This window comes from Pseudomonas sp. 10-1B, assembly GCF_000935045.1.
Lineage (GTDB): Bacteria > Pseudomonadota > Gammaproteobacteria > Pseudomonadales > Pseudomonadaceae > Aquipseudomonas.
In genome coordinates this window covers 76,649-101,638 of record NZ_JYKS01000032.1, presented here as the reverse complement: position 1 = coordinate 101,638, position 24,990 = coordinate 76,649, and the positions used below count along the sequence as shown (strand labels likewise).

The following is a 24,990-nucleotide window of genomic DNA, read 5'->3' as shown; positions in this document are numbered from 1 at the left end:
CACCTTCGATGTAGGGCGCCAGCCAGTTGAACAGGGTTTCGCGCACGCGGTCTGGCGTTGGTCGCAGGCCTTCGCCTTCCGGCACTGGCAGGCGGCGGCTGCGCCACTCGCCGGCGATGATGCGCAGGTGGCCCTGGCCCTTGCTTTGGCCCGGTTGCGGGCGGGCGGGAGGGGAGGTTCTCGGCATTAGTGCTCCGGTACCCCGAGCGGTTGCTCGGAGGGCTTGTCAGTGGGGGCTGGCAGCGGTTTTTGCGGCACTTTCGGGCCAACGGTGACGATCACCAGTTTATTGGCTGACAGGTGTTTGTTCATGGCGGCCTTGACCTGCTCGACAGTGAGGGCCTGGGACTGCTGCATGAAGTCCTCCAGCCAGGTCAGCGGCAGGTTGTAGAAGCCAATGGCGCCCAGTTGGCCGACGATGCTGGCGTTGCTGGCATTGGACAGCGGGAAGCTGCCGGCCAGCTCGCGCTTGGCATCGTCCAGCTCTTGCTGGGTGGGGCCGGTCTTGAGGTAATCGGCGAGAATGTCCTGGACCAGTTTGAGGGTGCCTTCGCTGAGTTCGGCACGGGTCTGCAGGTTGATCATGAATGGGCCGTTCACCTGCATCGGGCTGAACACCGAGTACACGCCGTAGGTAAGGCCGCGCTTTTCACGCACCTCGCTCATCAGCCGGGTGCCGAAAGCACCGCCACCGAGGATCTGATTGCCCAGCGACAGTGCCGGCCAGTCCGGATCCTGGCGGTCGATGCCAAGCTCGGCCAGCATCAGGTGGGTCTGCTTGGACGGGAAATCGATGTGGGTCAGGCCCGCCTTGGGTTCGGTGGGCTGGGCTGGTGTCGCCAGCGCCGGGCCTTTGGGCAGGCCGGCGGACACCTGGGCGGCAATGGCTTCGGCTTCGGCACGGCTGAGGTCGCCGACCAGGGCGATGACCGCATTGCCAGCGGTGTAGGCCTTGGCGTGGAAGGCACGCAGTTGTGCCAGGGTGATGCCGTCGATGCTTTCGGCGCTGCCGTCGCTCGGGTGGGCATAAGGGTGGTCGCCGTAGAGCTTGCCGAACAGGGCCTTGCCAGCGATCTTGCCGGGGTTCTGCTTCTCGTATTCGAAGCCGGCCAGCATCTGGTTCTTGATGCGTTTGAGGGCGTCTTCGGGGAAGCTTGGCTTGCCCGCCACCTCGGTGAACAGCTTGAGCGCCGGCTCGCGCTTGTCCTTGGCGCTGAGGCTGCGCAGCGAGGCCACGGCCATGTCGCGGTAGGAGCCGTTGCCGAAGTCTGCGCCCAGGCCTTCGAAGCCTTCGGCGATGGCGGTCACGTCCTTGCCGGCCACGCCCTCGTTGAGCATGGCATTGGTCAGGGCGGCCAGCCCTGGCGTGCCACCATCCTGGCTACTGCCGGCGGCGAACGTGACGCGCAGGTCGAACATCGGCAGTTCGCGGGCTTCGACGAACAGCACCCGCGCGCCCTCGGCGGTGGTCCAGTTCTGGATGTTCAACTGGCGCCGGCTGGGTGCCTTGCCATCCAGCTCGGCCAATGACTGCAGGGTGTTGGCCGGGCGGGCTGCACTGCTGTCGGTCTTGACGGCATTGTCGGCCATGGCCGGGGCGGCCAGCACAGCTGCCAGCGCCAGGGCACGAATGCCCGTGGCCAGCAGGGTTGGGCGTGGTGCGCGGCGATCACTCATGGGCGGACTCCTCGGGCAGTACATGGGCAACGCTCAGGCGTTCGCGGGTGAAGTAGGTGCGCGCGGCGTTCTGGATGTCCTGCGGGGTGACACGCTTGAGCTCGTCCAGCTCGCTGTCGATCAGCTTCCAGGACAGGCCTACGGTTTCCAGTTGGCCAATGGTGGTGGCCTGGCTGCTGATGGAGTCGCGGTCATAGACCAGGCCGGCAATGACCTGGGCGCGCACGCGCTCGAGCTCCTCGGCGCTGGGCGGGGTGGTCTTGAGTTCGTCAAGCAACTGCCAGATGCCTTTCTCGACGTCGGCGAGGCTTTTTTGCTTCTGCACGTTCGGTGTGGCCGAAATCAGGAACAGGCTGTCGCCACGGGTGAAGGCGTTGTAGCTGGACGAAGCACCGGCCACCAGTTCCTGGCCACGCTCCAGGCGCGCAGGCATGCGCGCGCTGTAGCCACCATCGAGCAGCGCCGAGATCAGGCGCAGGGCGTGCACCGTTCGCGGCTCCTTGGCGGTAGGCAGGCCGGGCACGTTGAAGCCATAGATCAGGCTGGGCAGTTGGGTGCGTACGTGCAGGGTCAGCTGGCGCAGGCCAGGCTCGGCCAGCTCCAGCGGCAGCTTGGCTGGCGGCACGGCGCGCTTGGGGATGGCGCCGAAGTACTTCTGCGCTAGGCCCTTGACCTCGTCGGCGGTGACATCGCCGACCACCACCAGGGTGGCGTTGTTGGGGGCGTACCAGGATTCGTACCAGTGGCGCAGCTCCTCGACCTTCATGCGCTCCAGGTCGGCCATCCAGCCGATGGTCGGGGTGTGGTAGCCGCTGGCCGGGTAGGCCATGGCGCGGAATAGCTCGAATGCCTTTGAGTTGGGCTTATCGTCGGTACGCAGGCGGCGTTCTTCCTTGATTACCTCGATTTCACGGCTGAACTCGTCGGCGGGAAGGCGCAGGCTGGCCAGGCGGTCGGCCTCCAGCTCCAGGGCCACCGGCAGGCGGTCGCGGGCCAGCACCTGGTAGTAGGCGGTGTAGTCATCGCTGGTGAAGGCATTCTCTTCGGCACCGAGGTCACGCAGGATGCGCGAGGCCTCGCCGGGGCCGACCTTGGCGCTGCCCTTGAACATCATGTGCTCCAGCGCGTGGGACAGGCCGGTCTGGCCCGGGGTTTCGTAGCTGGAGCCGACCTTGTACCAGATCTGCGAGACCACCACCGGGGCGCGATGGTCCTCGCGCACGACCACTTTCAGGCCGTTGTCGAGGATGAATTCGTGGGTGGGTTGCACATCGGCGGCGAAGGCCGCGAGCGGCAGGCAGAGCGTGCCGAGCAACAGGCCAGCGGCGCGGCGGGCTAGAGCATTCATACGGTGTTTAACCTGTTCGGCGGCCCGCTGGGTTTAGCGTCGGCGGGCCAGGAGGTGCTAGGATACTGATCCGGTTGCCTGGCGACCATGCCTGTCGCCGTTCTGGCCCACAGGACACTAAGACAAAACGTTGCGCATGAACCAGCCGGCTTCAAGATAGTCTGTTCTGCGTAGAGAGAATTCCCGATGCGCCACTGCTGGCCCATCGCTACCCTGAGATAGCCGTCTTCCATGTTTGGTTCCAACGACGACAAAAAAGCGCCGGCCGAGGCTGGTGAAAAGAAAGGCCTGTTCAGCTGGTTTCGCAAGAAACCGCAGCAACCTGTGGCGGGCTCGCCCGCGAATGAAGCCGCTGCCGTCGAGCAACCTGTAGCCGCTCCGGTAGAGGGCTCTGCTGCCGAAGCGCCGCAGGCCCCCGCGATTCCGCCGCTGGCTGAGCCGCAGCCGGTCGCCGAACCCGCCCAGCCCCCGGTCGTCCAGGCGCCAGTACCCGAACCGGTTGCTTCCCAGCCGTTGCAGGCCCCTGAGCCCGAACCGGTCGCTTCCCAGCCGCTGGTGGCACCAGCGCCGCAGCCGGTCGCGTCCATGCCCTTGCAGGCTGCGCCGGTAGAGGTTGCCCCATTCGTCGAGCCGGCCGCCCCGGTCAGCAACCTGGTGCTGCCGGTTGCCGAAGAGCCCGTGGCCCTGGTGCCGGACCTGGAGCCGAAAGCGCCGCCCGCCATCCCGGAGCGCCCCGCGCCAGAACCTGCTGCCCCTGTGGCTGCAGCCCCGGCACCGGCCGAAGCTGCGCCTGCGCAGGCCGAACAAGCCAAACCCGGCTTCTTCGCCCGCCTCAAGCAGGGCCTGTCGAAGACCAGCGCCAGCATTGGCGAGGGCATGGCCAGCCTGTTCCTGGGCAAGAAGGTCATCGATGACGACCTGCTCGACGAAATCGAAACCCGCCTGCTAACCGCCGACGTCGGTGTGGAAGCCACCTCCACCATCGTCCAGAACCTGACCCAGAAGGTCGCCCGCAAGCAGCTGGCCGACGCCGATGCCTTGTACAAGTCGCTGCAGGAAGAACTGGCCGCACTGCTGCGCCCGGTCGAGCAGCCGCTGGTGGTGCAGGCGCAGAACAAGCCCTACGTGATCCTCGTGGTCGGCGTGAACGGCGCCGGCAAAACCACCACCATCGGCAAGCTGGCCAAGAAGCTGCAGCTCGAGGGCAAGAAGGTGATGCTGGCCGCCGGCGATACCTTCCGAGCCGCGGCGGTCGAGCAGTTGCAGGTGTGGGGCGAGCGCAACCAGATCCCGGTGATCGCCCAGCACACCGGGGCCGATTCCGCCTCGGTGATTTTCGACGCCGTGCAGGCCGCCAAGGCCCGTGGTGTCGATGTGCTGATCGCCGACACCGCCGGCCGCCTGCACACCAAGGACAACCTGATGGAAGAGCTGAAGAAGGTGCGCCGGGTCATCGGCAAGCTCGACGCCGAGGCGCCGCACGAGGTGCTGCTGGTACTCGATGCCGGCACCGGCCAGAACGCCATCAGCCAGGCCAAGTACTTCAACCAGAGCGTCGAGCTGACCGGCCTGGCCCTGACCAAGCTGGATGGCACCGCCAAGGGCGGGGTGATCTTCGCCCTGGCCAAGCAGTTCAAGCTGCCGATCCGCTTCATCGGTGTCGGTGAAGGCATCGACGACCTGCGCACCTTCGAAGCCGAGCCGTTCGTCAAGGCTCTGTTCGCCGAGCGAGACTGACCATGATCCGATTCGAACAGGTTGCCAAGCGCTACCCCAATGGTCATGTGGGTTTGCATGAGCTGAGTTTCCGGGCGCGCCGGGGCGAATTCCTGTTCGTCACCGGCCATTCGGGGGCTGGCAAGAGCACCTTGCTGCGCCTGCTGCTGGCCATGGAACGCCCGACCAGCGGCAAGCTGATGCTGGCTGGGCAGGACCTGGGCCAGATCAGCAATGCGCAGATCCCGTTCCTGCGCCGGCAGATCGGCGTGGTGTTCCAGAACCACCAGCTGCTTTTCGACCGCACGGTGTTCAACAACATCGCCTTGCCACTGCAGATTCTCGGCCTGTCCAAGGCCGAGATCGCCAAGCGTGTGGACTCGGCCCTGGAGCGTGTGTCGCTGGCCGACAAGGGCGAGCTGTTCCCGGCCGATCTGTCCACCGGCCAGCAGCAGCGGGTAGGTATCGCTCGCGCCATCGTTCACCAGCCGGCCCTGCTGCTGGCCGACGAACCCACCGGCAACCTCGACCCGCGCCTGGCCGCGGAGATCATGGGCGTGTTCGAGGACATCAACCGCCTGGGTACCACGGTATTGATCGCCAGCCACGACTTGGCACTGATTGCGCGCATGCGCCACCGCATGCTGACCTTGCAGCGCGGCCGCTTGATCGGCGATGGGGAGGCCGGGCAATGAGCACTACACGTACACCGAAGGTTTCCGAGCGGGTTGCGCCAAAGCCGGCCGACCCGCAACCGGCGAAGAAAAAGCGCGGTGAAGATGATGACGGCCCGGATTTCCGCACGTTGCTGCATGCCTGGCTGGAAAGCCACCGTGCCAGCATGGCCGACAGCCTGCGGCGGCTGGGCAAGCAGCCTATCGGCAGCTTCTTCACCTGCCTGGTGATGGCGGTGGCGCTGAGCATGCCCATGGGCCTGTCGTTGCTGCTGAAGAACGTCGAGAAGCTTGGCGGTTCCTGGCAGCGTGCCGCGCAGATCTCGCTCTATCTCAAGCTCGATGCGGGCAGCCGCGAAGGCGAGGCACTGCGCGACGAGATCAAGGGCATGCCCGGCGTGGCCGACGCGCAGTATGTCAGCCGCGAACAGGCGCTGGAGGAATTCCAGCAACAGTCCGGCCTGGGCGAGGCCTTGCGTGAATTGCCCGACAACCCGCTGCCTGGCGTGGTGGTGGTAACCCCGAACGAAGTTGACAAACCGGCCCTGGAGGCCTTGCGCCAGCGCCTGTCGGAGCTGCCGCGGGTTGAAGTGGCGCAGCTTGACCTGGTGTGGGTGGAGCGCCTGGCAGCGATCCTCAAGCTGGGTGACCGTTTCGTCTTCGGCCTGGCGGTCATGCTTATTTCCGCCCTGCTGTTAGTAATCGGTAACACAATTCGTCTACACATTGAAAACCGCCGTACAGAGATCGAAGTGATCAAGCTGGTCGGTGGCACCGATGCCTACGTACGCCGGCCCTTCCTGTACATGGGCGCCCTGTACGGCCTGGGTGCAGGCCTGTTGGCGTGGGGTATCCTGGCGTTTGGCCTGAACTGGCTGAACGAGGCGGTGGTAGGGCTTTCCGGGCTGTACGGCAGTGATTTCGCCCTGGGTGGGGTGCCGGCGTCCGATGGTCTGTCGCTCTTGATCGGAGCGGTGTTGTTGGGGTATATCGGTGCATGGATCGCAGTCGCCCGCCACCTGAACGAGCTGGCACCGCGATAGTTTTTATGTGCCAGCATTGACATTTTCTTCATCATGGAACTTGTACCGTTGTTCCAGGTCAATGTTGGCAGTGCCCACAAGGCGCGAGTTTTGTAAGTCGGAGGTTCTTGAATGACCACATCGTTGCAACCTGCCTATGCCCTGGTACCCGGTGCAAACCTGGAAGCCTACGTGCACACGGTCAACAGCATCCCGCTGCTGACTGTCGAGCAGGAGCGTGATCTGGCCGAGCGTCTCTATTATGAGCAGGATCTCGAGGCCGCTCGGCAAATGGTGATGGCCCACCTGCGTTTCGTCGTACATATCGCCCGTAGCTATGCCGGCTACGGGTTGGCCCAGGCCGACCTGATTCAGGAAGGCAACGTTGGCCTGATGAAAGCCGTCAAGCGCTTCAACCCGGAAATGGGCGTGCGCCTGGTGTCTTTCGCTGTGCACTGGATCAAGGCAGAGATCCACGAGTTCATCCTGCGCAACTGGCGCATCGTCAAGGTGGCCACCACCAAGGCCCAGCGCAAGCTGTTCTTCAACCTGCGCAGCCAGAAGAAGCGCCTGGCCTGGCTGAACAACGACGAAGTGCATCGTGTGGCAGAAAGCCTTGGCGTCGAGCCGCGTGAAGTGCGCGAGATGGAAAGCCGCCTCAGTGGCCAGGACATGGCCTTCGACCCGGCAGCGGAAGCTGACGACGACAGCGCCTTCCAGTCGCCTGCGCATTACCTGGAAGACCACCGTTACGACCCGGCGGTGCAGCTGGAGGATGCCGACTGGAGCGACAACTCCACCAGCAACCTGCACGAAGCGCTGCAAGGGTTGGACGAGCGTAGCCGTGACATTCTCTACCAGCGCTGGTTGGCGGAAGAGAAAGCCACGTTGCATGAGCTGGCGGACAAGTACAGCGTTTCGGCCGAGCGGATTCGCCAGCTGGAGAAGAATGCGATGAACAAGGTCAAGGCGTTGATCGCAGTCTGATCACGCCTTGGTTGCAAAGAAAAGCCGCTGGCCCTAACTGGGTAAGCGGCTTTTTTATTTGTGTTGGCTTTGCCGGCCTCTTCGCGGGTAAACCCGCTCCTACAGGTACTGCACAAGCCTCAGGGACAGTGCTGAACCTGTGGGAGCGGGTTTACCCGCGAAGAGGCCGGCACAGTATTCAAAGCTTTCGAGATGAGTCGAGCTGCATCAGGTAGCTGGGCCCGCCCAGCTGGCTCATCTGCCGGCGAATCCACCCCGCCCGGTTGGCCACATAGGCACTCGGCCTGCTGGCGCTCCACTTGATCGGGCTCGGCAGCACCGCCGCCAGTTGCGCCGCCTGCTGGCGGCTGAGCCGGCTGGCGTCGACGCCAAAGTGATAACGCGCCGCCGCTTGGGCGCCGAATACGCCTTTACCCCATTCGGCACTGTTCAGGTACACCTCGAGAATCCGCTCCTTCGACCAGAACAGCTCGATCAGCGCGGTGAACCAGGCCTCCAGCCCTTTACGGAACCAACTGCGCCCGGACCACAGGAACAGGTTCTTGGCCACCTGCTGGGTCAGGGTGCTGGCACCGCGAATGCTGCCGCCGCGCTCGTTGTAGGCCAGCGCCGCCTGGATGGCCGGGATGTCGAAGCCCCAATGGCTGGCGAACTTCTGGTCCTCGCCAGCGATGACCGCGACCTTGAGTTCGTCGGAAATATTCTCCCACGGCGTCCAGTCACGCTGCAGGTCGATCGGCTCGCCGCTGACCCAGGACTGTACCTTGCGCTCGACCATCAGCGCCGTACCGGGCGGTGGTACCCAGCGGAACACCAGCACTAGCACGATGCTGCCGGCAGCGAACCAGAGCAGGGCGCGGGAAAGGCGGCGGAGAAGGGTTGGCAGCATGGCGATGGCTTGGCCGTACGGGTGGAAGGGGCCATTATACAGACCCGATACAAGGAGTCGTCCCATGCTTCGCAGCTTCCTGATGCTTGCCGCCTTTTTCGGCTTTACCGGTGTCGCCTTGGGCGCCTTCGCCGCCCACGGTCTGAAAAACCGACTGACCGCCGACTACCTGGCGATCTTCCACACCGGCGTGACCTACCAACTGGTGCATGCCCTGGCGATCTTCGGCGTCGCCGTGCTCTCGGCGCACCTGCCCGGGCGCCTGGTCGGCTGGGCCGGGGGTCTCTTTGCCCTGGGGATCGTGCTGTTCTCCGGTAGCCTGTACGTGCTGACCCTCAGTGGCCTGGGCAAGCTCGGTATCATCACCCCCATTGGCGGCCTGTGCTTCCTCGCCGGCTGGCTGTGCCTGGGCCTGGCAGCCTGGCGCTTGGGCTGACCGAGTGGTCCACAATCGCGACTAATGGCGTGCACCGCCCTTGGGTTGCAGGGCGGTTCGGCGCTAGAATGCGGGCCCCAAAGAACGATGGTGGCCGTGCGCATGCGCATTCAACTGAACGGTGAACCTTACGAATTGCCTGCTGGCGAAAGCGTCGCGGCCCTGCTGGCCCGCCTGGAGCTGACCGGGCGCCGCGTCGCGGTGGAACTGAACCTGGATATCGTGCCGCGTAGCCAGCACGACAGCACGCTGCTCAATGACGGCGACCAGGTCGAAGTGGTCCACGCCATTGGTGGCGGCTGACAGCTGCCCGGCGGTTCACATGCAAGCCCAGCAACCTTTTCCCGAGGAACAACGATGAGCAACGTTCGTAGCGACAAGCCCTTCACCCTGGCCGGGCGTACTTTCCAGTCGCGCCTGCTGGTCGGTACTGGCAAGTACCGTGACATGGAAGAAACCCGCCTGGCCATCGAAGCCTCGGGTGCCGAGATCGTCACCGTTGCCGTGCGCCGCACCAACCTTGGCCAGAACCCGGGTGAGCCGAACCTGCTCGACGTGCTGCCACCGGACCGCTACACCATCCTGCCGAACACCGCCGGCTGCTACGACGCGGTCGAAGCCGTGCGCACCTGTCGCCTGGCTCGCGAACTGCTGGATGGCCACAACCTGGTCAAGCTGGAGGTGCTGGCTGACCAGAAGACCCTGTTCCCTAACGTGATCGAAACCCTCAAGGCCGCCGAAGTGCTGGTCAAGGACGGTTTCGACGTGATGGTGTACACCAGCGACGACCCGATCATCGCCCGCCAGCTGGCCGAAGCCGGCTGCATCGCGGTCATGCCGCTGGCTGGCCTGATCGGTACTGGCCTGGGTATCTGCAACCCCTACAACCTGCAGATCATCCTCGAAGAGTCGAAGGTGCCGGTGCTGGTCGATGCCGGGGTGGGTACCGCATCCGACGCCACCATCGCCATGGAAATGGGCTGCGAGGCGGTGCTGATGAACTCGGCCATCGCCCACGCCCAACAGCCAGTGCTGATGGCCGAGGCCATGAAGCACGCCATCGTCGCTGGTCGCATGGCCTACCTGGCCGGCCGTATGCCGAAGAAACTCTATGCCAGCGCCTCTTCGCCGCTGGATGGTCTGATCAAGTAAGAGCCCCTGATGACTGAATCGCACGATACGCCGATCACCGCCGACGGCGAAGCCCGCCCGCACCGCCGCATCAAGAGTTTCGTGATGCGTGCCGGGCGCATGACCGAAGGCCAGCAACGTGGCCTGGAGCAGGGCGGCCCGCTGTACATCCTGCCGCTGGCCGACAGCCCGGTGGACTACGACCAGGTGTTCGGTCGCTCGGCGCCGCGCACCCTGGAGATCGGCTTCGGCATGGGCCATTCCCTGCTGGAAATGGCCGCTGCCGCGCCTGAGCAGGACTTCATCGGTGTGGAAGTGCACCGCCCGGGCGTGGGCGCGTTGCTCAACGGTGTGCTGACCCAGGGGCTGAAGAACCTGCGGGTGTATGACTGCGATGCCATCGAAGTGCTGAACCGCTGCGTGGCGGACAACAGCCTCGACCGCCTGATGCTGTTCTTCCCCGACCCCTGGCACAAGGCGCGCCACCACAAGCGCCGCATCGTCCAGCTGGAGTTCGCCGAGCTGGTACGGCGCAAGCTCAAGCCCGGTGGCGTGTTCCATATGGCCACCGACTGGGAACCGTATGCCGAGTACATGCTGGAAGTGATGAGCGCTGCCCCGGGCTATCGCAACCGTGCGGCCGATGGCACCTACGTGCCGCGCCCGGAAGAGCGCCCGATCACCAAGTTCGAGCGCCGCGGCGAGCGGCTGGGGCATGGGGTTTGGGACTTGAAGTTCGAGAAGGTGGATTGATTGGCTGATACGGCCTTTTGATATGCCGATGCTTGCAGGAATGCAGGCGAAAAAAAACCGCCTTGAGAAAGGCGGTTTTTTTTGAGCGACAGGACTGAGTATCCTTCGCTCTTGGGTTTCCACACCGGTTCCCAAGACCGTTCGGGACTTCTGTGGGAGCGGGCGTGCCCGCGAAACAGGCGACCCGGTGTATGGCACCGGCTTTGCCGGTGTTCGCGGGCATGCCCGCTCCCACAAAGGTTGCGTAAGCCTTTAGGTTTTGAGCAAGACAGTTGCTCCTAAAAGGGCCCGGCGCCAGCGCTTCAGCCGCGGCGATCCGCCACCACGCCAATGATCACCAGCACAACCAGCAATACTGGAGCCAGCGCATAGTTGTTGAACTGGCTCAGCCCCTTCACCACCCACGGTGTGACATAGATAAGCGCCGCGCCGCTGCCGATCATCACCATCAGCGCCATGAACGGCACGCGCAGCGCGCCGGCCAGCCCGCCCAGGCGTTGCTCTACCCAGCCCTTGATATCAGTGCCGAACAGCACCAGCAGGCAGCCTACCAAGGCCAGCGAAATCTCCGACAGGTTGCTGCGGCTCCAGCGGGAAACCGTCGCGAGCAGGTCAAGTACCAGATCCATGGGTCATCCTTAGGTCAAGAAATACTGCAGCAGGTCATTGAGGAACAACTGGCCCCTTGGCGTGGCCACCAGTCGATCCGGTTCGACCTGCAAAAGGCCCTTTTGTTCGGCGCCTCGGCGCGCTTCGCGCAGTTGTTCCAGCGGCAAACCGGTGCGTTGGGTGAACAGCTCGGCTTCCACGCCATCGGTCAGGCGCAAGGCGTTCATCAGGAACTCGAATGGCAGTTCGTCGACCGGCAACAGCTTCTCGCCGGCCTTGAACGGCTTGGCCAGGTTCAGGTAGTCCTTGGGCAGGCGGGTTTTCCAGGTACGCAGGATGCGCCCGTCGGCGAAGGTCAGCTTGCCGTGGGCGCCGGCGCCGATGCCGATGAAGTCGCCAAAGCGCCAGTAGTTGAGGTTGTGACGCGCGGCGCGGCCTGCCTGGGCATAGGCCGAGACCTCGTACTGACGAAAACCGTGCTCGGCCATCAGCGCCTGGCCGGCTTCCTGGATGTCCCAGAGGATGTCGTCCTCGGGCAGCTCTGGCGGCTGGTTCCAGAACACCGTGTTCGGTTCCACGGTCAGTTGGTACCACGACAGGTGCGTCGGTCCCAGGTCGATGGCCTGGCGCAGGTCGCCCAGCGCATCGTCCAGCGACTGGTCGGGCAGGCCGTGCATCAGGTCCATGTTGAAGTTGTCGAAGCCGGCGGCGCGCGCCATAGCGGCAGCACGGACCGCTTCATCGCCATTGTGAATGCGCCCGAGCGCTTGCAGCTTGGCCGGCTGGAAGCTTTGCACACCGATGGACAGGCGGTTGATGCCGGTCTGCCGGTAGGCCTTGAACTTGTCCTGCTCGAAGGTGCCCGGGTTGGCTTCCAGGGTGATCTCGATGTCTGGCGCGAACGGGATGCGTTGCTCCACGCCGCGCAGCAACTGGCCAAGGGCATTGGCGCTGAACAGGCTGGGCGTACCGCCACCGAAGAAGATCGAGCTGATCGGCCGGCCCTGTACCGCAGCCAGCTCCTGGTCGAGGTCGTCCAGCAGGGCGGCGACGTAGGCGTCTTCCGGCAGCTCAGGCCCGGCAGCGTGGGAGTTGAAGTCGCAGTAAGGGCATTTGCGTACGCACCACGGGATGTGGATGTACAGCGCCAGCGGCGGCAGGCTGGTAAAGCCCGCCGCGCCGGGGGTGGACAGCGTTTCGATCATGCCAGGCCCAGACGTTGGCGCAGCAGGGCCATGGCGCGGGCGCGGTGGCTGAGCTGGTTCTTGTCCACCGGGGCCAGGTCGGCGCTGGAGCAGTTGCGCTCCGGCACCCAGAACAACGGGTCGTAGCCGAAGCCATGCTCGCCGCTGGCCTCGAACATGATGCGCCCGTGCCACAGGCCTTCGCACAGGATTGGCAGCGGGTCATCGGCATGGCGTACCAGCGCCAGCACGCAGACGAACTGCGCGCCACGCTCGGCTTCAGGCACGTCTTTCAGGGCTTCGAGCAGCTTGGCGTTGTTTGCCGCGTCACCCTTGCCATCGGCATAGCGCGCCGAGTAGATACCCGGCGCGCCGCCGAGGAAGTCCACCGCCAGGCCGGAATCGTCGGCCAGGGCCGGCAGGCCGGAAATGCGTGCGGCATTGCGTGCCTTGAGGATGGCATTCTCGACGAACGACAGGCCGGTTTCTTCCGGCTCGACCTGGCTGAACTCGCCGATCGAACGCAGCTGTACCGACGCACCGAGCATGGCCTGGAGTTCCTTGAGTTTGCCGGCGTTATGGCTGGCCAATACGAGTTGCTGGAAATTCATCATTCGCCTGGGAAGACTTCCTGGTTGAAACTGAGGGAGTTGCTGACGCCGCCGGTTTCGATATTCAGGTCGAAGGTGACGGTTTCTGCCTGGTCGATCTTGAACTGGGCGATGTAGTACACCGCACCCTGTTCGGTAATTTGCTTGAACGACAGCGGGCTGCTGCGCCCGGCCAGGTCCTTGACCGTGCCGCTGACCACCGCCGTGGCGGGTTTGCTGGCCTTGAGTACGGCAATGTTGAGCACGCCCTGGTTCTTGCTACGCACAAGGCCTGTGGCGGCGGCCACCTCAGGTGTCAGCATGCTCGAGGTGAATGCGCTGTAGTGCACCGTCACGTCGCCAAACACTTCCTTGCGCTCGGGGCGGGCGGCATCGGCAGCCAGTACCGGCAGGGCCAGGCACAGGCTGATCAGGAACAGGGCTAGACGACGCATGGGGCGATTCCTCTGGTGGGCGTCAGACCGCGAGCTGGTGCTCTTGCAGGCCCGGGCTGCTGACGCGGTAGATGCCGATTTCACCTAGAAGATTAGGCCAAAGCCGGCCACCCCACCCATTGCGGTGCAAGTGGTCGACGGCCAGGCGGTCGAGCACCTTGGCCCGGCGCTCGTGCACCAGCTCTTCGAAGTCGGTGAAGGTGCAGAAGTGGATGTTCGGCGTGTTGTACCAGGTATACGGCATGAAGTCCGATACCGGCATGCGGCCCTTGGTCGCCAGGTACCAGCGGCAGCGCCAATGGCCGAAGTTGGGGAAGGTGATGATGCACTGGCGGCCCACGCGCAGCATCTCGTCGAGGATGCGGTCGGGGTACTCCACGGCCTGCAGGGCCTGGGTCATGATCACCACGTCGAAACTGTTGCTGGCGAAGTTGCCCAGGCCTTTGTCCAGGTCCTGCTCGATGACGTTGACGCCCTTGGCCACGCAGGCGGCGATATTGTCGGCGTCGATCTCCAGGCCATAGCCGCTGACCTGCTTGCGGTCACGCAGCGAGGCCAGCAGTTCGCCGCTGCCGCAGCCCAGGTCGAGTACCCGGCTGCCGGCGGGGATCCAGTCGTGGATGATTTCCAGATCGGCTCTCATGCTGTCCTCAGATGGCAATGCGGTTCATGTAGTTCGAGAAACCCTGCATGTAGCGAGGCGTGGGGATCAGGAAGGCATCGTGCCCGTAAGGCGAGTCGATCTCCAGGTAGCAGACGTTTTTGCGCGCCGCCATCAAGGCGTCGACGATCTCGCGCGAACGGGCCGGCGAGAAGCGCCAGTCGGTAGTGAACGACATGATGCAGTAGTCTGCCTTGACGTGGGCCAGGGTCGCTGCCAGGTCGCCGCCCTGGGCCGCGGCCGGGTCGAAGTAGTCCAGCGCCTTGGTCATCAGCAGGTAGGTATTGGCGTCGAAACGGCCGGAAAACTCCTCGCCCTGGTAGCGCAGGTAGCTCTCGACCTGGAATTCGACGCTGTGGAAGTCGTAGTTGAGCTTGTCGCTCTTGAGCTCACGGCCGAATTTTTCACCCATCGAGTCGTCGGACAGGTAGGTGATGTGGCCGACCATGCGCGCCAGCATCAGGCCGCGCTTGGGCACCACGCCCTGGTCCTGGAACGAACCGCCGTGGAATTCGGGGTCGGTGAGGATGGCCTGGCGTGCCACTTCGTTGAAGGCGATGTTCTGCGCCGACAGCTTGGGTGCCGAGGCGATATCGACGCAGTGGCGCACGCGCTCGGGGTAGGTCATGGTCCACTGCAGCGCCTGCATGCCACCCAGGCTGCCGCCGACGATTGCCGCCCACTGCTGGATACCCAGGCGGTCGGCCAGGCGTGCCTGGCTGTGCACCCAGTCTTCCACGGTCAGTACCGGGAACTCGGCGCCGTAGGGTTTGCCGGTGGCCGGGTTGACGCTGCTGGGGCCAGTGCTGCCGTTGCAACCACCGAGGTTGTTCAGGCTGACCACGAAGAAACGGTTGGTATCGATCGGCTTGCCGGGACCGATGCAGCTGTCCCACCAGCCCGGCTTGCGGTCGGTGACGGCATGGTAGCCAGCGGCATGGTGATGGCCGGACAGGGCATGGCAGATCAGCACGGCGTTGCTCGCGCTGGCATTGAGGGTGCCGTAGGTCTCGTAGACCAGCTCGTAACTGGCCAGGGAGCGGCCACAGGCCAGGGCCAGCGGTTCATCGAACCGGGCGGTTTGCGGTACTACCAGACCGACGGAATCTTCGGGAAAGACAGTGGACATCGACCCTGCTCACGCTTGACGGAGGCGTAAGTCTAAAGAGCGCTACCCCCAGCGGCAAGCAAAGGCTTGCGGCTGGGGGCAAGCTGGGCCTGGCGAGGCTCAGATCATCCGCCACAGCTCTTGTGGCATACCTGCGTAGGCGGCCAGCGGCGGCATGACGAACGACTGGATCACCTGGATCGCGATGAAGGCGAAGATCGGCGAAATGTCCATGCCGCCCAGGTTGGGCACGATGCGGCGGAACGGTGCCAGCACCGGCTCGCTGATCTGGTAGGCCAGTTCGGCCGCGGGGTTGTGACTGTTGGGGGCAACCCAGGAAACGATCACCATGACGATCATCGCCACCCAGAAAATTTTCAGGAACAGCGAGGTGATGCCGATGATCGCCCACATCAGCAGGTGCAGGATGTCGCCGAAGGTGCCGTAGGTGACCATCAACACGAAGCCCATCAGCAGCGCCTGGATCACCACCGACAGCAGCAGCGACGAGGTGTCCAGCCCGCCGACACTGGGAATGATGCGGCGGATCGGCTTGAGCAGCGGCTGGGTGGCACGTACCGCGAACTGGCACAGCGGGTTGTAGAAGTTGGCCTTGACCAACTGCAGGACGAAACGCAGCAAGACGATCACCAGGTACAGGCTGACCAGGGTTTGCACCACGAAGATCGCGGCGCCGGACAATGCATTCATCTAAGGCTCCTTATTTGCCCAGTTGTTCGGCCAGTTCGGCGGAGCGCGTGGCCGCAGCCTGCAGCGCCTGCTCGACGATGGCTTCGAAGCCGCTGGCCTGGAACGACTTGATCGCAGCTTCGGTGGTGCCAGCGGGCGAGGTGACACGGCGGCGCAGTTCGGCGGCATCGACATCGCTGGCCACTGCCATGCGCGCGGCACCCAGGGCAGTCTGCAAGGTCAGCTGGGAGGCGGTTTCGCGTGGCAGGCCCAGTTTTTCGCCCGCTGCGGTCATGGCCTCGATCAACAGGAAGAAGTAAGCCGGGCCGCTGCCGGATACTGCGGTTACGGCGTCCAGTTGCTGCTCCTGCTCCAGCCACAGGGCGCTGCCCACGGCCGACAGCAGTTGTTCGGCCTGCTGGCGCTGCTCGCTGGATACTTCTGCGGTGGCGTACAGGCCGCTCACGCCCTGGCGCAGCAGCGCCGGGGTGTTGGGCATGCAGCGCACCACTGGGCGTGCGCCCACCCAGCTTTGCAGGCTGGCGCAGGTGATGCCGGCGGCGATGGAAACGATCAGCTGGCCATCCCGCAGGTCTGGCTGCAGGGCCTGGCACACGGCCTTCATGACCTGCGGCTTGACCGCCAGCACGATCACGTCGGCGCCGTCGATGGCTTGGGCGTTGTTCTCGAAGGTTTCGATGCCGTGCTCGGCCTGGATGCGGCTGCGGGTCTCGGCGCCCGGGTCGCTGGCGCGGATCTGCGAGGCGTCCAGGCCCTGGGCACGCAGGCCGCCGATCAGGCTGGCGGCCATGTTGCCGGCGCCGATAAAGGCAATACGTGTCTTGCTCATGTCAGGTCCTTGTGGGAAAGAGTGAGTAAAGCATGGAATCAGGCGTGCCCGTAGTCGCGTGCGCCGAACAGGGCGGTGCCGATACGAACCCAGGTCGCGCCTTGTGCAATGGCCGCTTCCAAGTCGTGGCTCATGCCCATCGACAGGGTGTCCAGGCCAAGCCCCAGGCCTTCCTGCAACTGGCGCAGGGTGGCGAAGGCGGCCTCTTGCGCCATGCGATCGTCGCTGGGTTCGGGGATGGCCATTAGCCCGCGCAGGCGCAGGTTGGGCAGCTCGGCCACCGCCTTGGCCAGGGCTGGCAGGTCGGCGGGGGCGCAACCGGACTTGCTGTCTTCACCGCTGACATTCACCTGCAGGCAGATGTTCAGCGGTGCCAGCCCGGCAGGGCGTTGCTCCGACAGGCGTTGGGCGATTTTCAGGCGGTCCACGGAATGTACCCAGTCGAAATGCTCGGCGATGGCCTTGGTCTTGTTCGACTGAATGGGGCCGATGAAGTGCCAGATCAAGGGCAAGTCGCTGAGCTGCTGCTGCTTTGTCAGCGCTTCCTGTAGGTAGTTTTCACCGACATCGCGCACGCCGGCGGCGTGGATCTCGCGGATGGCACCGGCGGGCTTGGTCTTGCTCACGGCCAGCAACTGGACACTGGCCGGGTCGCGCCCGGCAGCCTGGGCAGCGCTGGCGATGCGGGTGGAAATAGCGGAAAGGTTGTCTGCTAGGGTGGACATGGATCGATGCCGGCGGCTTGGTGGTCTGCCGCATTCTACCTACTTGAAGGCCTTTGGGGAGTCTCATGGATGTGACCGACCTGTTGGCCCGGGCCGTGGATGCGGGGGCTTCCGACCTGCACTTGGCGGCGGGCCAGATCCCGATGCTACGCCTGGATGGCGAGTTGCGACGCATGGACTTGCCGCTGTTGGAGGCTGCTGGCTTGATCGAGGGCATGGCCCTCGTGCTGGATGACCCCCAACGTCGGCAGTGGGCCGAAGGCGATGAACTGGACCTGGCGCTGGAGCTGCCTGCGCTTGGGCGCTTTCGGTTGAACCTGTTTCGCCAGTTGAATGGCCCTGCGGTTGCCTTTCGGTTGATCCCGGGGCGTATCGCGACGCTGGATGAGCTCGACCTGGGGGATGTGTTTCAAGCTGTTGCGCAGTGTAGCGATGGCCTGATCCTGGTAGGTGGGCCGACCGGCAGTGGCAAATCCAGTACCTTGGCTACGTTGCTCGATCGGCTGAACCGCGAACGGGCGCTGCACATCATCACGCTCGAAGACCCTGTTGAAGTTATCCACAGCAGCCAGCGCAGTCTGGTCAATCAGCGCGAGATCGGCCGCCATTGCGGCGGCTTCGCCCAAGGGCTGCGCAGTGCGCTGCGCCAGGACCCCGATGTGATCATGATTGGTGAGCTGCGCGACCTGGAAACCATTCGCCTGGCCCTGCGCGCGGCCGAGACCGGGCACCTGGTGCTGGCCACCGTGCATACGCGTTCGGCGGTCAACAGTATCGACCGCCTGGTCGAGGTGTTCGCTGCCGAGGAGAAGCCGCTGGTGCGGGCGATGCTGGCCGAGTCGTTGCGCCTGGTGGTGGCGCAAGTGCTGGTCAGGCGAGTGGGTGGTGGGCGGGTTGCAGCGCGGGAGGTGCTGGTAGCGACACCGGCGGTGCGTAATCTGATGCGCGAGGGGCGGATGGCGCAGTTATGCTCGGTGATGCAGGCGGGTGGTGCAGAGGGAATGCGGACGATGGAGGGGGCTTTGCGAGGGTTGAAAGAGAAGGGCCTGATCGAAGATTTGTAGTGCTTGTTCGGGCCCTATCGCCGGCAAGCCAGCTCCCACAGGATCACCACAATCCTGAACAGTTGTGGTGATCCTGTGGGAGCTGGCTTGCCGGCGATAGGGCCTGTGGAGGCAGAGCAGGGATCAGCGCTTGGCCAGGCTCAACTGCTGCTGCTCTTTCGGCAGCACCCGCTTGGCCACCACATAGTGCTTCTGCCAATAGGGTTTGCTCAGGGTGTCGATGCTCACTCGCTTGCCACGACGAGGGGCATGGATGAAGCGGTCGTTGCCCAGGTAGATGGCAACGTGGTTCACCCGGCGGCTCTTGATGTTGAAGAAGATCAAGTCGCCAGGCTTCAGGTCACCCTTGGCCACCTTGACGCCGTGGCCCTGGGCCATCGCATTGGAGGTGCGCGGCAAGTCGACGTCGGCGACGTCGTTGAAGGCGTACTTGACCAGCCCGCTGCAGTCGAAGCCTTTTTTTGGGCTGCTGCCACCCCAGACATAAGGGGTGCCGAGCACATTCACCGCACGGCTGAGCACATCGCTGCTCTGCTTCGGCGACATGGCGGCGACCGGCACGCCGCGGCTGTTGGCGGCATTGCTCGGACGAGCGTGCAGCGCGGTCTGCTTGACCGGTGCGTGTTTCACCGAGGCGTTGCTGGTATAGCCGGTGAAACCATTGGGAAGACGTTGCTCACGATTGGTGGCGTGGGCAGCCAGGGGCAATAATAGGCAGAGGGTCAGCCATGTCTTGAGTAAAGGCGGCATAGATGAAGCTCTTATGAATAGTTATGTGTTGGGCGCGCAACTTTATAACAGCTTTTTGATCAATCTTTGATCCGTTGGTCGATTGTCCAAGCGCCGTCCGTCGGCCTGCAACGGAAAAGTCACATTTTTCTTTAGAAAATTTTTGGATAACCCACGAGGGCTATGAATGAACAGTTATCAACAGGGGGCGCCGTTCCACGACACCCACAGCAAGGTCATTGGCTACTTGCTATGGATTTTCGGTTTCACCGGGTCGCATCGCTTCTACTACGGCAAGCCCATCACGGGCACCATCTGGTTCTTCACCCTGGGCCTGCTGGGCATAGGCTGGTTGATCGACCTGTTCCTGATCCCGTCCATGGATCGTGAAGCCGACCTGAGGTTTCAGTCGGGGCGCGTCGACTACAACATCGCCTGGATCCTGCTGACCTTCCTCGGCGTGTTCGGCCTGCACCGGCTATATCAGGGCAAGTGGGTGACCGCGATCATCTACTTCTTCACCGGCGGGCTGTTCCTGGTGGGGGTGTTGTATGACTTCTGGACGCTGAACAGCCAGGTGTCCGAAGTGAACGCTAGCCGGCGTTGAGGAGCCTGATTGTGGGGGCAACGGTCTTGTATTGCCTGGACTGGCCTCATCGCCGGCAAGCCAGCTCCCACAGGGACTGCACAGGGCTTGAGGCCTAGACGGTCGAGGTGGGAGCGGCCTTGTGTCGCGAAAGGCCGCTCCCGCAGAGCCCGATATGCAGGTTACTGACGGGTCTGGCGCTGTTGCAGCAACAGGTTGCTGAAACCTGCCCCTGCCAGCTGCTTCTGCGCCACGGTCAGCTGTTCACGGTTGCTGAACGGCCCGACCAATACGCGGTACCAGGTTTCTTCCTTGACCGTGCCCGATTCCACCTTCACCGACTGGCCCAGCAGGATGATCTGCGCGCGCACTTTGTCGGCATCGGCCTGCTTGCGGAACGAGCCAGCCTGCAGGAAGAACTGAGTGGTCGCCGCCGGCTTGATCACCGGCGGTGCCGGTGGCGGGGTCTGGCCCATCAAGGCCGCCTGGGCCCGTGCCATGTCGATCTTCGCCGCTTCTGCCGGCGTCACCGGGGTCACCGGCTGGGCCGGGACCGGTGGCGTCTTCTCTGGTACGGCCTCTGGCGGCACGATCACCTCGGACTCCGGCAGCAGCGTGTAGAAGTCGTACTTCGGTTTCACTGGCGGCTGCGGGGTGGCCTGCGCGGGCTTGCTGGCTTCGGCCACTTTCTGCGGCTTCTGCTGCTCGGGCTTGGTGCGCTTGATGTCTGCGCCTCCCGGCTCCAGCTTCATCAGGAAGACGATGAACGCGCCTACGGTCAAGCCTACCGCCAGCCATACCCAGCCGGGAATCGGCTGCTTGGCAGGCGCCGTCTGACGGCTGGCGCCGCGCTTGGGGGCGGGTTTTTTCTTGGCAGCCAACTTACATGCGCTCCAGGGTTTCCAGGCCGAGCAGTTCCAGACCTTGTTTGAGGGTACGGCCGGTCAGGGCCGCCAGACGCAGGCGGCTTTGTTGCTGCTGCGGGGTTTCGGCGGCGAGGATCGGGCAGTTCTCGTAGAAGCTGGAGAACAGGCCGGCCAGGTCGTACAGGTAGCTGCACAGCACGTGCGGCGTGCCCTTGTCGGCGACGTTGTTGAGGATTTCGCCGAACTGCGCCAGGCGCGCAGCCAGGTCCTGCTCATGGGCAGCCTGCAGCACGATGTTGCCATCGACTTCGTCGAAGCCCTTGCCCAGCTTGCGGAATACGCCGGCCACGCGGGTGTAGGCGTACAGCAGGTAAGGCGCGGTGTTGCCTTCGAAGTTGAGCATCAGCTCGAAGTTGAAGCTGTAGTCGCTGGTACGGTGCTTGGACAGGTCGGCGTATTTCACCGCGCCGATGCCTACCACTTCGCCGATGTGGCGCAGTTCTGCGTCGGCCAGGCTCGGGTTCTTTTCCTTGACCAGCGCGTAGGCGCGCTCCTTGGCCTCGGTGAGCAGGTCGATCAGCTTCACGGTACCGCCGTCACGGGTCTTGAACGGGCGGCCGTCGGCGCCGTTCATGGTGCCGAAGCCCATGTGCTCCATCTGCATGGGGTGGCCGACGAAGCCCGCGCGGCGCGCGACTTCGAACACCTGGTTGAAGTGCAGGGCCTGGCGCTGGTCGACGAAGTACAGGGCGCGGTCAGCCTTGAGCACGTTGCTGCGGTAGCGTACGGCAGCCAGGTCGGTGGTGGCGTACAGGTAGCCGCCGTCGGCCTTCTGCACGATCACCGGCAGTGGCTCGCCTTCGCTGTTCTTGAACTCGTCGAGGAACACGCACTGGGCGCCCTGGTCTTCGACCAGCAGGCCCTTGGCCTTGAGGTCGGCAACCACGTTGGCCAGATCGGCGTTGTAGGCGCTTTCGCCCATCACGTCGGCCATGGTCAGCTTGACGTTGAGCAGCTCGTAGGTCTTCTGGCAGTGCGACAGCGAAATGTCCTTGAAGCGCGTCCACAGGGCCATGCAGTCCGGGTCACCGGCCTGCAGCTTGACCACCAGGCCGCGCGCGCGGGTGGCGAACTCTTCGGATTCGTCGAAGCGCTTCTTGGCGGCGCGGTAGAAGTTTTCCAGGTCCGACAGCTCGTCGCTGGTGATCGGGTTTTCTTCCAGGTAGGCCAGCAGCATGCCGAACTGGGTACCCCAGTCGCCCACGTGGTTCTGGCGGATCACCTCGTCGCCAAGGAACTCCAGCACCCGCGCCACGCTGTCACCGATGATGGTCGAGCGCAGGTGGCCGACGTGCATCTCCTTGGCCAGGTTGGGTGCCGACATGTCGATCACCACCTTTTGCGCCGGGCCGGCCTTGCGCGCGCCCAGGTGGGCGTCGGCCAGAGCGGCATCCAGGCGGTTGGCCAGGGCATCGGTGTTCTGGAAGAAGTTGAGGAAGCCGGGGCCGGCGATCTCGACCTTGCTGATGTCGGTGCTGGTCGGCAGGGCGTCGATCAGTTTCTCGGCCAGGTCGCGCGGCTTCATGCCGGCCGGCTTGGCCAGCATCATGGCGATGTTGCTGGCGAAGTCGCCGTGGGTCTTGTCCCGGGCGTTTTCCACCTGGATCGCCGGCGACAGCCCTTCAGGCAGCACACCGTCGGTGACGAGTTGGGTGAGGGCTTGCTGGATCAGCTGGCGAATGGTGTCTTTCATGGGGATCTCTTTTCGACCGCAAGCGCGGTGGAGCGCTTGGATGCGCAGGTGGAAAAACTGGGCATTATCCGTGGCTGGGGGCGGGTTGCCAACCTTTGGGCGGCAAGCTGCAAGCGGCAAGCCTCAAGCTGCAAGCAAGAGCAGACCGCGAACTGGCTTTTTCTTGCAGCTTGAGGCTTGCCGCTTGCAGCTCAATAAAGATCAACCGGGTCGACATCCAGCGACCAGCGCACCTGGCGCCCGCTCGGCATTTGCTCCAACACTAGCAACCAGGCACTGATCAGTCGATGCAAAGGCGCCCGGGTATTGGCCTGTATCAACAGTTGCGCACGGAAGCGCCCGGCACGGCGCTCCATCGGGGCTGGCACCGGGCCCAGCAACTCGATGCCCGGCAGGCGCTGTTCGGCCACCAGGCGCTCGGCAGCGGCGCAGGCTGCGTCGAGAAAGCCTTCGGCTTGGCCCGGTTTGTGCGCTTCGGCGCGCAACAGGGCCAGGTGCGAGTAGGGCGGTAGCCCGGCGGCGCGGCGTTCGTCCAGGGCCTGTTCGGCAAAGGCGAAGTAACCCTGCTCGGTGAGTTGCACCAGCAGCGGGTGGTCGGCCAGGTGGGTCTGGATGATGACCTTGCCAGGTTCTTCGGCGCGCCCGGCACGCCCGGCCACCTGCACGATCAGCTGCGCCATGCGCTCGCTGGCGCGGAAGTCGCCGGAGAACAGCCCGCCATCGGCGTCGAGGATGGCCACCAGGGTCACCCGCGGGAAGTGGTGGCCCTTGGCGAGCATCTGGGTGCCGACGAGGATGCTCGGCTGGCCGCGCTGAATGGTGCTGAACAGGTTGTGCATGGCGTCCTTGCGCGCCGTGCTGTCGCGGTCCACACGCAGGATCGGGTAATCCGGGAACAGCACTTTCAGGCGTTCTTCGGCCCGTTCGGTACCGGCGCCGACCGGGCGCAGGTCGACGTGGTTGCACTGCGGACACTGTTGCGGCAGGCGTTCGTCATAGCCGCAGTGGTGGCAGCGCAGTACGCCGGAACGCTGGTGCACGGTCATGCGCGCATCGCAACGTGGGCATTCGGACAGCCAGCCACAATCGTGGCACAGCAAGGTCGGGGCGAAACCGCGGCGGTTGAGGAACACCAGCACCTGCTGGCCGGTTTCCAGGGTCTGGCGGATGGCTTGCTGCAGCGGGCCGCTGATGCCGCTGTCCAGTGGCAGGCTCTTCACATCCAGGCGCAGCATGCGCGGCGGGCGGGCGCCACCGGCGCGCTGGTTCATGCGCAGCAGGCGGTAGCGGCCGGTCAGGGCGTTGTGCAGGGTTTCCAGCGACGGCGTGGCAGAGCCGAGCAGGATCGGGATGTTTTCCTGCTGGGCACGCACCAGCGCCAGGTCGCGGGCGTGGTAGCGCAGGCCTTCCTGCTGTTTATAGGAGCCGTCGTGCTCTTCGTCGATGATGATCAGGCCGGGGTTTTTCATCGGTGTGAACAGCGCCGAGCGCGTGCCGATGATGATGTCGGCCTCGCCGTCCCGCGCGGCCAGCCAGGCATCCAGGCGCTCGCGATCGTTCACCGCCGAATGCAGCAGAGCGATGCGGGCGTTGAAGCGTTGTTCGAAGCGCGCCAGGGTCTGCGGGCCGAGGTTGATTTCCGGGATCAGCACCAAGGCCTGCTTGCCGGCCTCCAGGGTTTCGCGGATCAGTTGCAGGTAGACCTCGGTCTTGCCGCTGCCGGTGACGCCGGCCAGCAGGAAGGCCGCGAAACCGCCAAAGCCTTCGCGTACGGCGTCGAAGGCATCGCGTTGCTCTTCGTTGAGCGGCAGTTCCGGCTGTGCCAGCCAGTGTTCGTGGCGTAGCGACGGCAGATGGCGGCGGACCTCGATCTGCACCAGGTCCTTGGCTAGCAGCAGGTCGAGGCTGTCCTTGTTCAGGTTGAGCTTGGCCAGCAGGCTGTGGGCCACGCCGTGCGGGTGCTGGGCCAGGGTCTTGAGGGCGTCGCGCTGGCGCGGCGCGCGAGCGATGCGCGGGTCTTCCAGGCGGGCGCCGGGGGCGATGTGCCAGAAGCGTTCCTGGCGCATTTCGGCGGGCTCGCCCTGGCGCAGCAGCGTCGGCAAGGCCCAGCTCAGGGTGTCGCCCAGGCTGTGCTGGTAGTACTGGGCGGTCCACAGGCACAGCTTGAACAGCGATGTCGGGATCGGTGACACAGGGTCGAGCAGGGCGCTGGCCGGCTTCAGTTTGTCGGCGGGCACTTCGCTCTGCGCGCACACCTCTACCAGCACGCCGATCATTTCGCGGCGGCCGAAGGGCACGCGGATGCGCATGCCCGGGGTCAAGGCCTGGCGCGCCATGCTCGCCGGCGCCTTGTAGTCGAACAGGCGGCGCAGAGGGGAGGGCAGGGCAAGGCGCAGGATGACATCGGGCACGCGGAAAGTCTCGGAGGGCATTACAAGAACTGGCGAGCCTAGCAGACGACGGTCGGTGCAAGCGACAACTTGCACT

27 protein-coding genes are annotated in these 24,990 nt (G+C 64.4%); 10 read left to right on the top strand and 17 right to left on the bottom strand.

The window, feature by feature from the left end; genetic code table 11:
• The 3 genes from TZ03_RS18230 to TZ03_RS18220 form a co-directional block, all read right to left on the bottom strand.
• Positions 1–187, bottom strand: a 187-nt coding sequence (locus TZ03_RS18230) for an RsmD family RNA methyltransferase (RefSeq protein ID WP_051099598.1), incomplete at its 3' end; no start/stop codon positions are given.
• The gene (locus tag TZ03_RS18225; RefSeq protein WP_051099597.1) at positions 187–1,677 is read right to left on the bottom strand and encodes a M16 family metallopeptidase; all 1,491 of its coding nucleotides are present in this window, start codon (positions 1,675–1,677) and stop codon (positions 187–189) included. The genes TZ03_RS18230 and TZ03_RS18225, both read right to left, overlap by 1 nt.
• A complete protein-coding gene (locus TZ03_RS18220; RefSeq protein ID WP_051099596.1) occupies positions 1,670–3,025 on the bottom strand; it encodes a M16 family metallopeptidase in 1,356 nt (451 codons plus the stop codon). Before TZ03_RS18220 ends, TZ03_RS18225 begins: the two co-directional genes overlap by 8 nt.
• A gap of 231 nt (positions 3,026–3,256) precedes the next feature.
• On the opposite strand from TZ03_RS18220, the gene ftsY reads away from it, so the two are divergent.
• From ftsY to rpoH, 4 genes are all read left to right on the top strand, one after another.
• A complete protein-coding gene (gene ftsY / locus TZ03_RS18215) occupies positions 3,257–4,762 on the top strand; it encodes a signal recognition particle-docking protein FtsY (RefSeq protein WP_051099595.1) in 1,506 nt (501 codons plus the stop codon).
• A gap of 2 nt (positions 4,763–4,764) precedes the next feature.
• Positions 4,765–5,436, top strand: a complete 672-nt coding sequence (gene ftsE, locus TZ03_RS18210; RefSeq protein ID WP_009684915.1) for a cell division ATP-binding protein FtsE — start codon at positions 4,765–4,767, stop codon at positions 5,434–5,436.
• Entirely contained in the window at positions 5,433–6,458 is a 1,026-nt protein-coding gene (ftsX, locus tag TZ03_RS18205; RefSeq protein ID WP_051099594.1) for a permease-like cell division protein FtsX, read from the top strand. Before ftsE ends, ftsX begins: the two co-directional genes overlap by 4 nt.
• A gap of 111 nt (positions 6,459–6,569) precedes the next feature.
• Positions 6,570–7,424, top strand: coding sequence for an RNA polymerase sigma factor RpoH (gene rpoH, locus TZ03_RS18200; RefSeq protein ID WP_008092958.1), 855 nt, complete (start codon positions 6,570–6,572; stop codon positions 7,422–7,424).
• 178 nt (positions 7,425–7,602) lie between these two features.
• On the opposite strand, the gene mtgA is transcribed toward rpoH, so the two are convergent.
• Positions 7,603–8,313 carry a monofunctional biosynthetic peptidoglycan transglycosylase gene (gene mtgA, locus TZ03_RS18195; RefSeq protein WP_051099601.1) on the bottom strand — a complete coding sequence of 237 codons (711 nt, stop codon included), beginning with the start codon at positions 8,311–8,313 and terminating at the stop codon, positions 7,603–7,605.
• 64 nt (positions 8,314–8,377) lie between these two features.
• On the opposite strand from mtgA, the gene TZ03_RS18190 reads away from it, so the two are divergent.
• The 4 genes from TZ03_RS18190 (at position 8,378) to trmB (ending at position 10,633) form a co-directional block, all read left to right on the top strand.
• Positions 8,378–8,749 carry a DUF423 domain-containing protein gene (locus TZ03_RS18190; protein ID WP_051099593.1) on the top strand — a complete coding sequence of 124 codons (372 nt, stop codon included), beginning with the start codon at positions 8,378–8,380 and terminating at the stop codon, positions 8,747–8,749.
• A 102-nt stretch (positions 8,750–8,851) separates the two neighbouring features.
• Positions 8,852–9,052, top strand: coding sequence for a sulfur carrier protein ThiS (gene thiS / locus TZ03_RS18185; protein ID WP_003257817.1), 201 nt, complete (start codon positions 8,852–8,854; stop codon positions 9,050–9,052).
• 54 nt (positions 9,053–9,106) lie between these two features.
• Positions 9,107–9,901: a thiazole synthase gene (locus TZ03_RS18180; RefSeq protein WP_008092966.1), complete on the top strand. Its 795-nt coding sequence runs from the start codon at positions 9,107–9,109 to the stop codon at positions 9,899–9,901.
• Positions 9,902–9,910: 9 nt separating this feature from the next.
• Positions 9,911–10,633 (top strand): tRNA (guanosine(46)-N7)-methyltransferase TrmB, encoded by a 723-nt coding sequence (trmB, locus tag TZ03_RS18175; protein WP_051099592.1) that lies wholly within the window; start codon positions 9,911–9,913, stop codon positions 10,631–10,633.
• A gap of 302 nt (positions 10,634–10,935) precedes the next feature.
• Here the strand turns inward: trmB and TZ03_RS18170 are convergent, their stop codons facing one another.
• The 9 genes from TZ03_RS18170 to TZ03_RS18130 form a co-directional block, all read right to left on the bottom strand.
• Positions 10,936–11,262: a DUF3392 domain-containing protein gene (locus tag TZ03_RS18170; RefSeq protein WP_051099591.1), complete on the bottom strand. Its 327-nt coding sequence runs from the start codon at positions 11,260–11,262 to the stop codon at positions 10,936–10,938.
• A 9-nt stretch (positions 11,263–11,271) separates the two neighbouring features.
• Entirely contained in the window at positions 11,272–12,447 is a 1,176-nt protein-coding gene (hemW, locus tag TZ03_RS18165; RefSeq protein WP_051099590.1) for a radical SAM family heme chaperone HemW, read from the bottom strand.
• Positions 12,444–13,040, bottom strand: coding sequence for an RdgB/HAM1 family non-canonical purine NTP pyrophosphatase (gene rdgB / locus TZ03_RS18160; protein WP_046613545.1), 597 nt, complete (start codon positions 13,038–13,040; stop codon positions 12,444–12,446). Before rdgB ends, hemW begins: the two co-directional genes overlap by 4 nt.
• A complete protein-coding gene (locus TZ03_RS18155; RefSeq protein WP_051099589.1) occupies positions 13,037–13,471 on the bottom strand; it encodes a DUF4426 domain-containing protein in 435 nt (144 codons plus the stop codon). Before TZ03_RS18155 ends, rdgB begins: the two co-directional genes overlap by 4 nt.
• A gap of 22 nt (positions 13,472–13,493) precedes the next feature.
• Complete coding sequence (gene metW, locus TZ03_RS18150; RefSeq protein ID WP_051099588.1) at positions 13,494–14,114, bottom strand: methionine biosynthesis protein MetW; 621 nt, start codon at positions 14,112–14,114, stop codon at positions 13,494–13,496.
• A gap of 7 nt (positions 14,115–14,121) precedes the next feature.
• The gene (gene metX / locus TZ03_RS18145; RefSeq protein ID WP_051099587.1) at positions 14,122–15,261 is read right to left on the bottom strand and encodes a homoserine O-succinyltransferase MetX; all 1,140 of its coding nucleotides are present in this window, start codon (positions 15,259–15,261) and stop codon (positions 14,122–14,124) included.
• 99 nt (positions 15,262–15,360) lie between these two features.
• The gene (locus tag TZ03_RS18140; protein ID WP_051099586.1) at positions 15,361–15,951 is read right to left on the bottom strand and encodes a YggT family protein; all 591 of its coding nucleotides are present in this window, start codon (positions 15,949–15,951) and stop codon (positions 15,361–15,363) included.
• A 10-nt stretch (positions 15,952–15,961) separates the two neighbouring features.
• A complete protein-coding gene (proC, locus tag TZ03_RS18135) occupies positions 15,962–16,780 on the bottom strand; it encodes a pyrroline-5-carboxylate reductase (RefSeq protein WP_051099585.1) in 819 nt (272 codons plus the stop codon).
• Between the two features lie 38 nt (positions 16,781–16,818).
• Positions 16,819–17,505 carry a YggS family pyridoxal phosphate-dependent enzyme gene (locus TZ03_RS18130; protein ID WP_051099584.1) on the bottom strand — a complete coding sequence of 229 codons (687 nt, stop codon included), beginning with the start codon at positions 17,503–17,505 and terminating at the stop codon, positions 16,819–16,821.
• A 65-nt stretch (positions 17,506–17,570) separates the two neighbouring features.
• Here TZ03_RS18130 and TZ03_RS18125 point away from each other — a divergent pair, with 65 nt between their 5' ends.
• Positions 17,571–18,569: a type IV pilus twitching motility protein PilT gene (locus TZ03_RS18125; protein WP_051099583.1), complete on the top strand. Its 999-nt coding sequence runs from the start codon at positions 17,571–17,573 to the stop codon at positions 18,567–18,569.
• Positions 18,570–18,692: 123 nt separating this feature from the next.
• Here the strand turns inward: TZ03_RS18125 and TZ03_RS18120 are convergent, their stop codons facing one another.
• The gene (locus TZ03_RS18120; protein WP_051099582.1) at positions 18,693–19,319 is read right to left on the bottom strand and encodes a C40 family peptidase; all 627 of its coding nucleotides are present in this window, start codon (positions 19,317–19,319) and stop codon (positions 18,693–18,695) included.
• A 166-nt stretch (positions 19,320–19,485) separates the two neighbouring features.
• Here TZ03_RS18120 and TZ03_RS18115 point away from each other — a divergent pair, with 166 nt between their 5' ends.
• Complete coding sequence (locus TZ03_RS18115; RefSeq protein WP_051099581.1) at positions 19,486–19,905, top strand: NINE protein; 420 nt, start codon at positions 19,486–19,488, stop codon at positions 19,903–19,905.
• Between the two features lie 161 nt (positions 19,906–20,066).
• Here TZ03_RS18115 and TZ03_RS18110 read toward each other — a convergent pair whose 3' ends face one another.
• The 3 genes from TZ03_RS18110 to TZ03_RS18100 all read right to left on the bottom strand — a co-directional run bounded on the left by TZ03_RS18110 (position 20,067) and on the right by TZ03_RS18100 (position 24,914).
• Positions 20,067–20,765: an SPOR domain-containing protein gene (locus TZ03_RS18110; protein ID WP_051099580.1), complete on the bottom strand. Its 699-nt coding sequence runs from the start codon at positions 20,763–20,765 to the stop codon at positions 20,067–20,069.
• A gap of 1 nt (position 20,766) precedes the next feature.
• Positions 20,767–22,503 (bottom strand): arginine--tRNA ligase, encoded by a 1,737-nt coding sequence (gene argS, locus TZ03_RS18105; RefSeq protein ID WP_051099579.1) that lies wholly within the window; start codon positions 22,501–22,503, stop codon positions 20,767–20,769.
• A gap of 191 nt (positions 22,504–22,694) precedes the next feature.
• On the bottom strand, positions 22,695–24,914 hold the full coding sequence (locus TZ03_RS18100; protein ID WP_051099600.1) for a primosomal protein N': 2,220 nt from the start codon (positions 24,912–24,914) through the stop codon (positions 22,695–22,697).
• Positions 24,915–24,990: the final 76 nt, after the last annotated feature.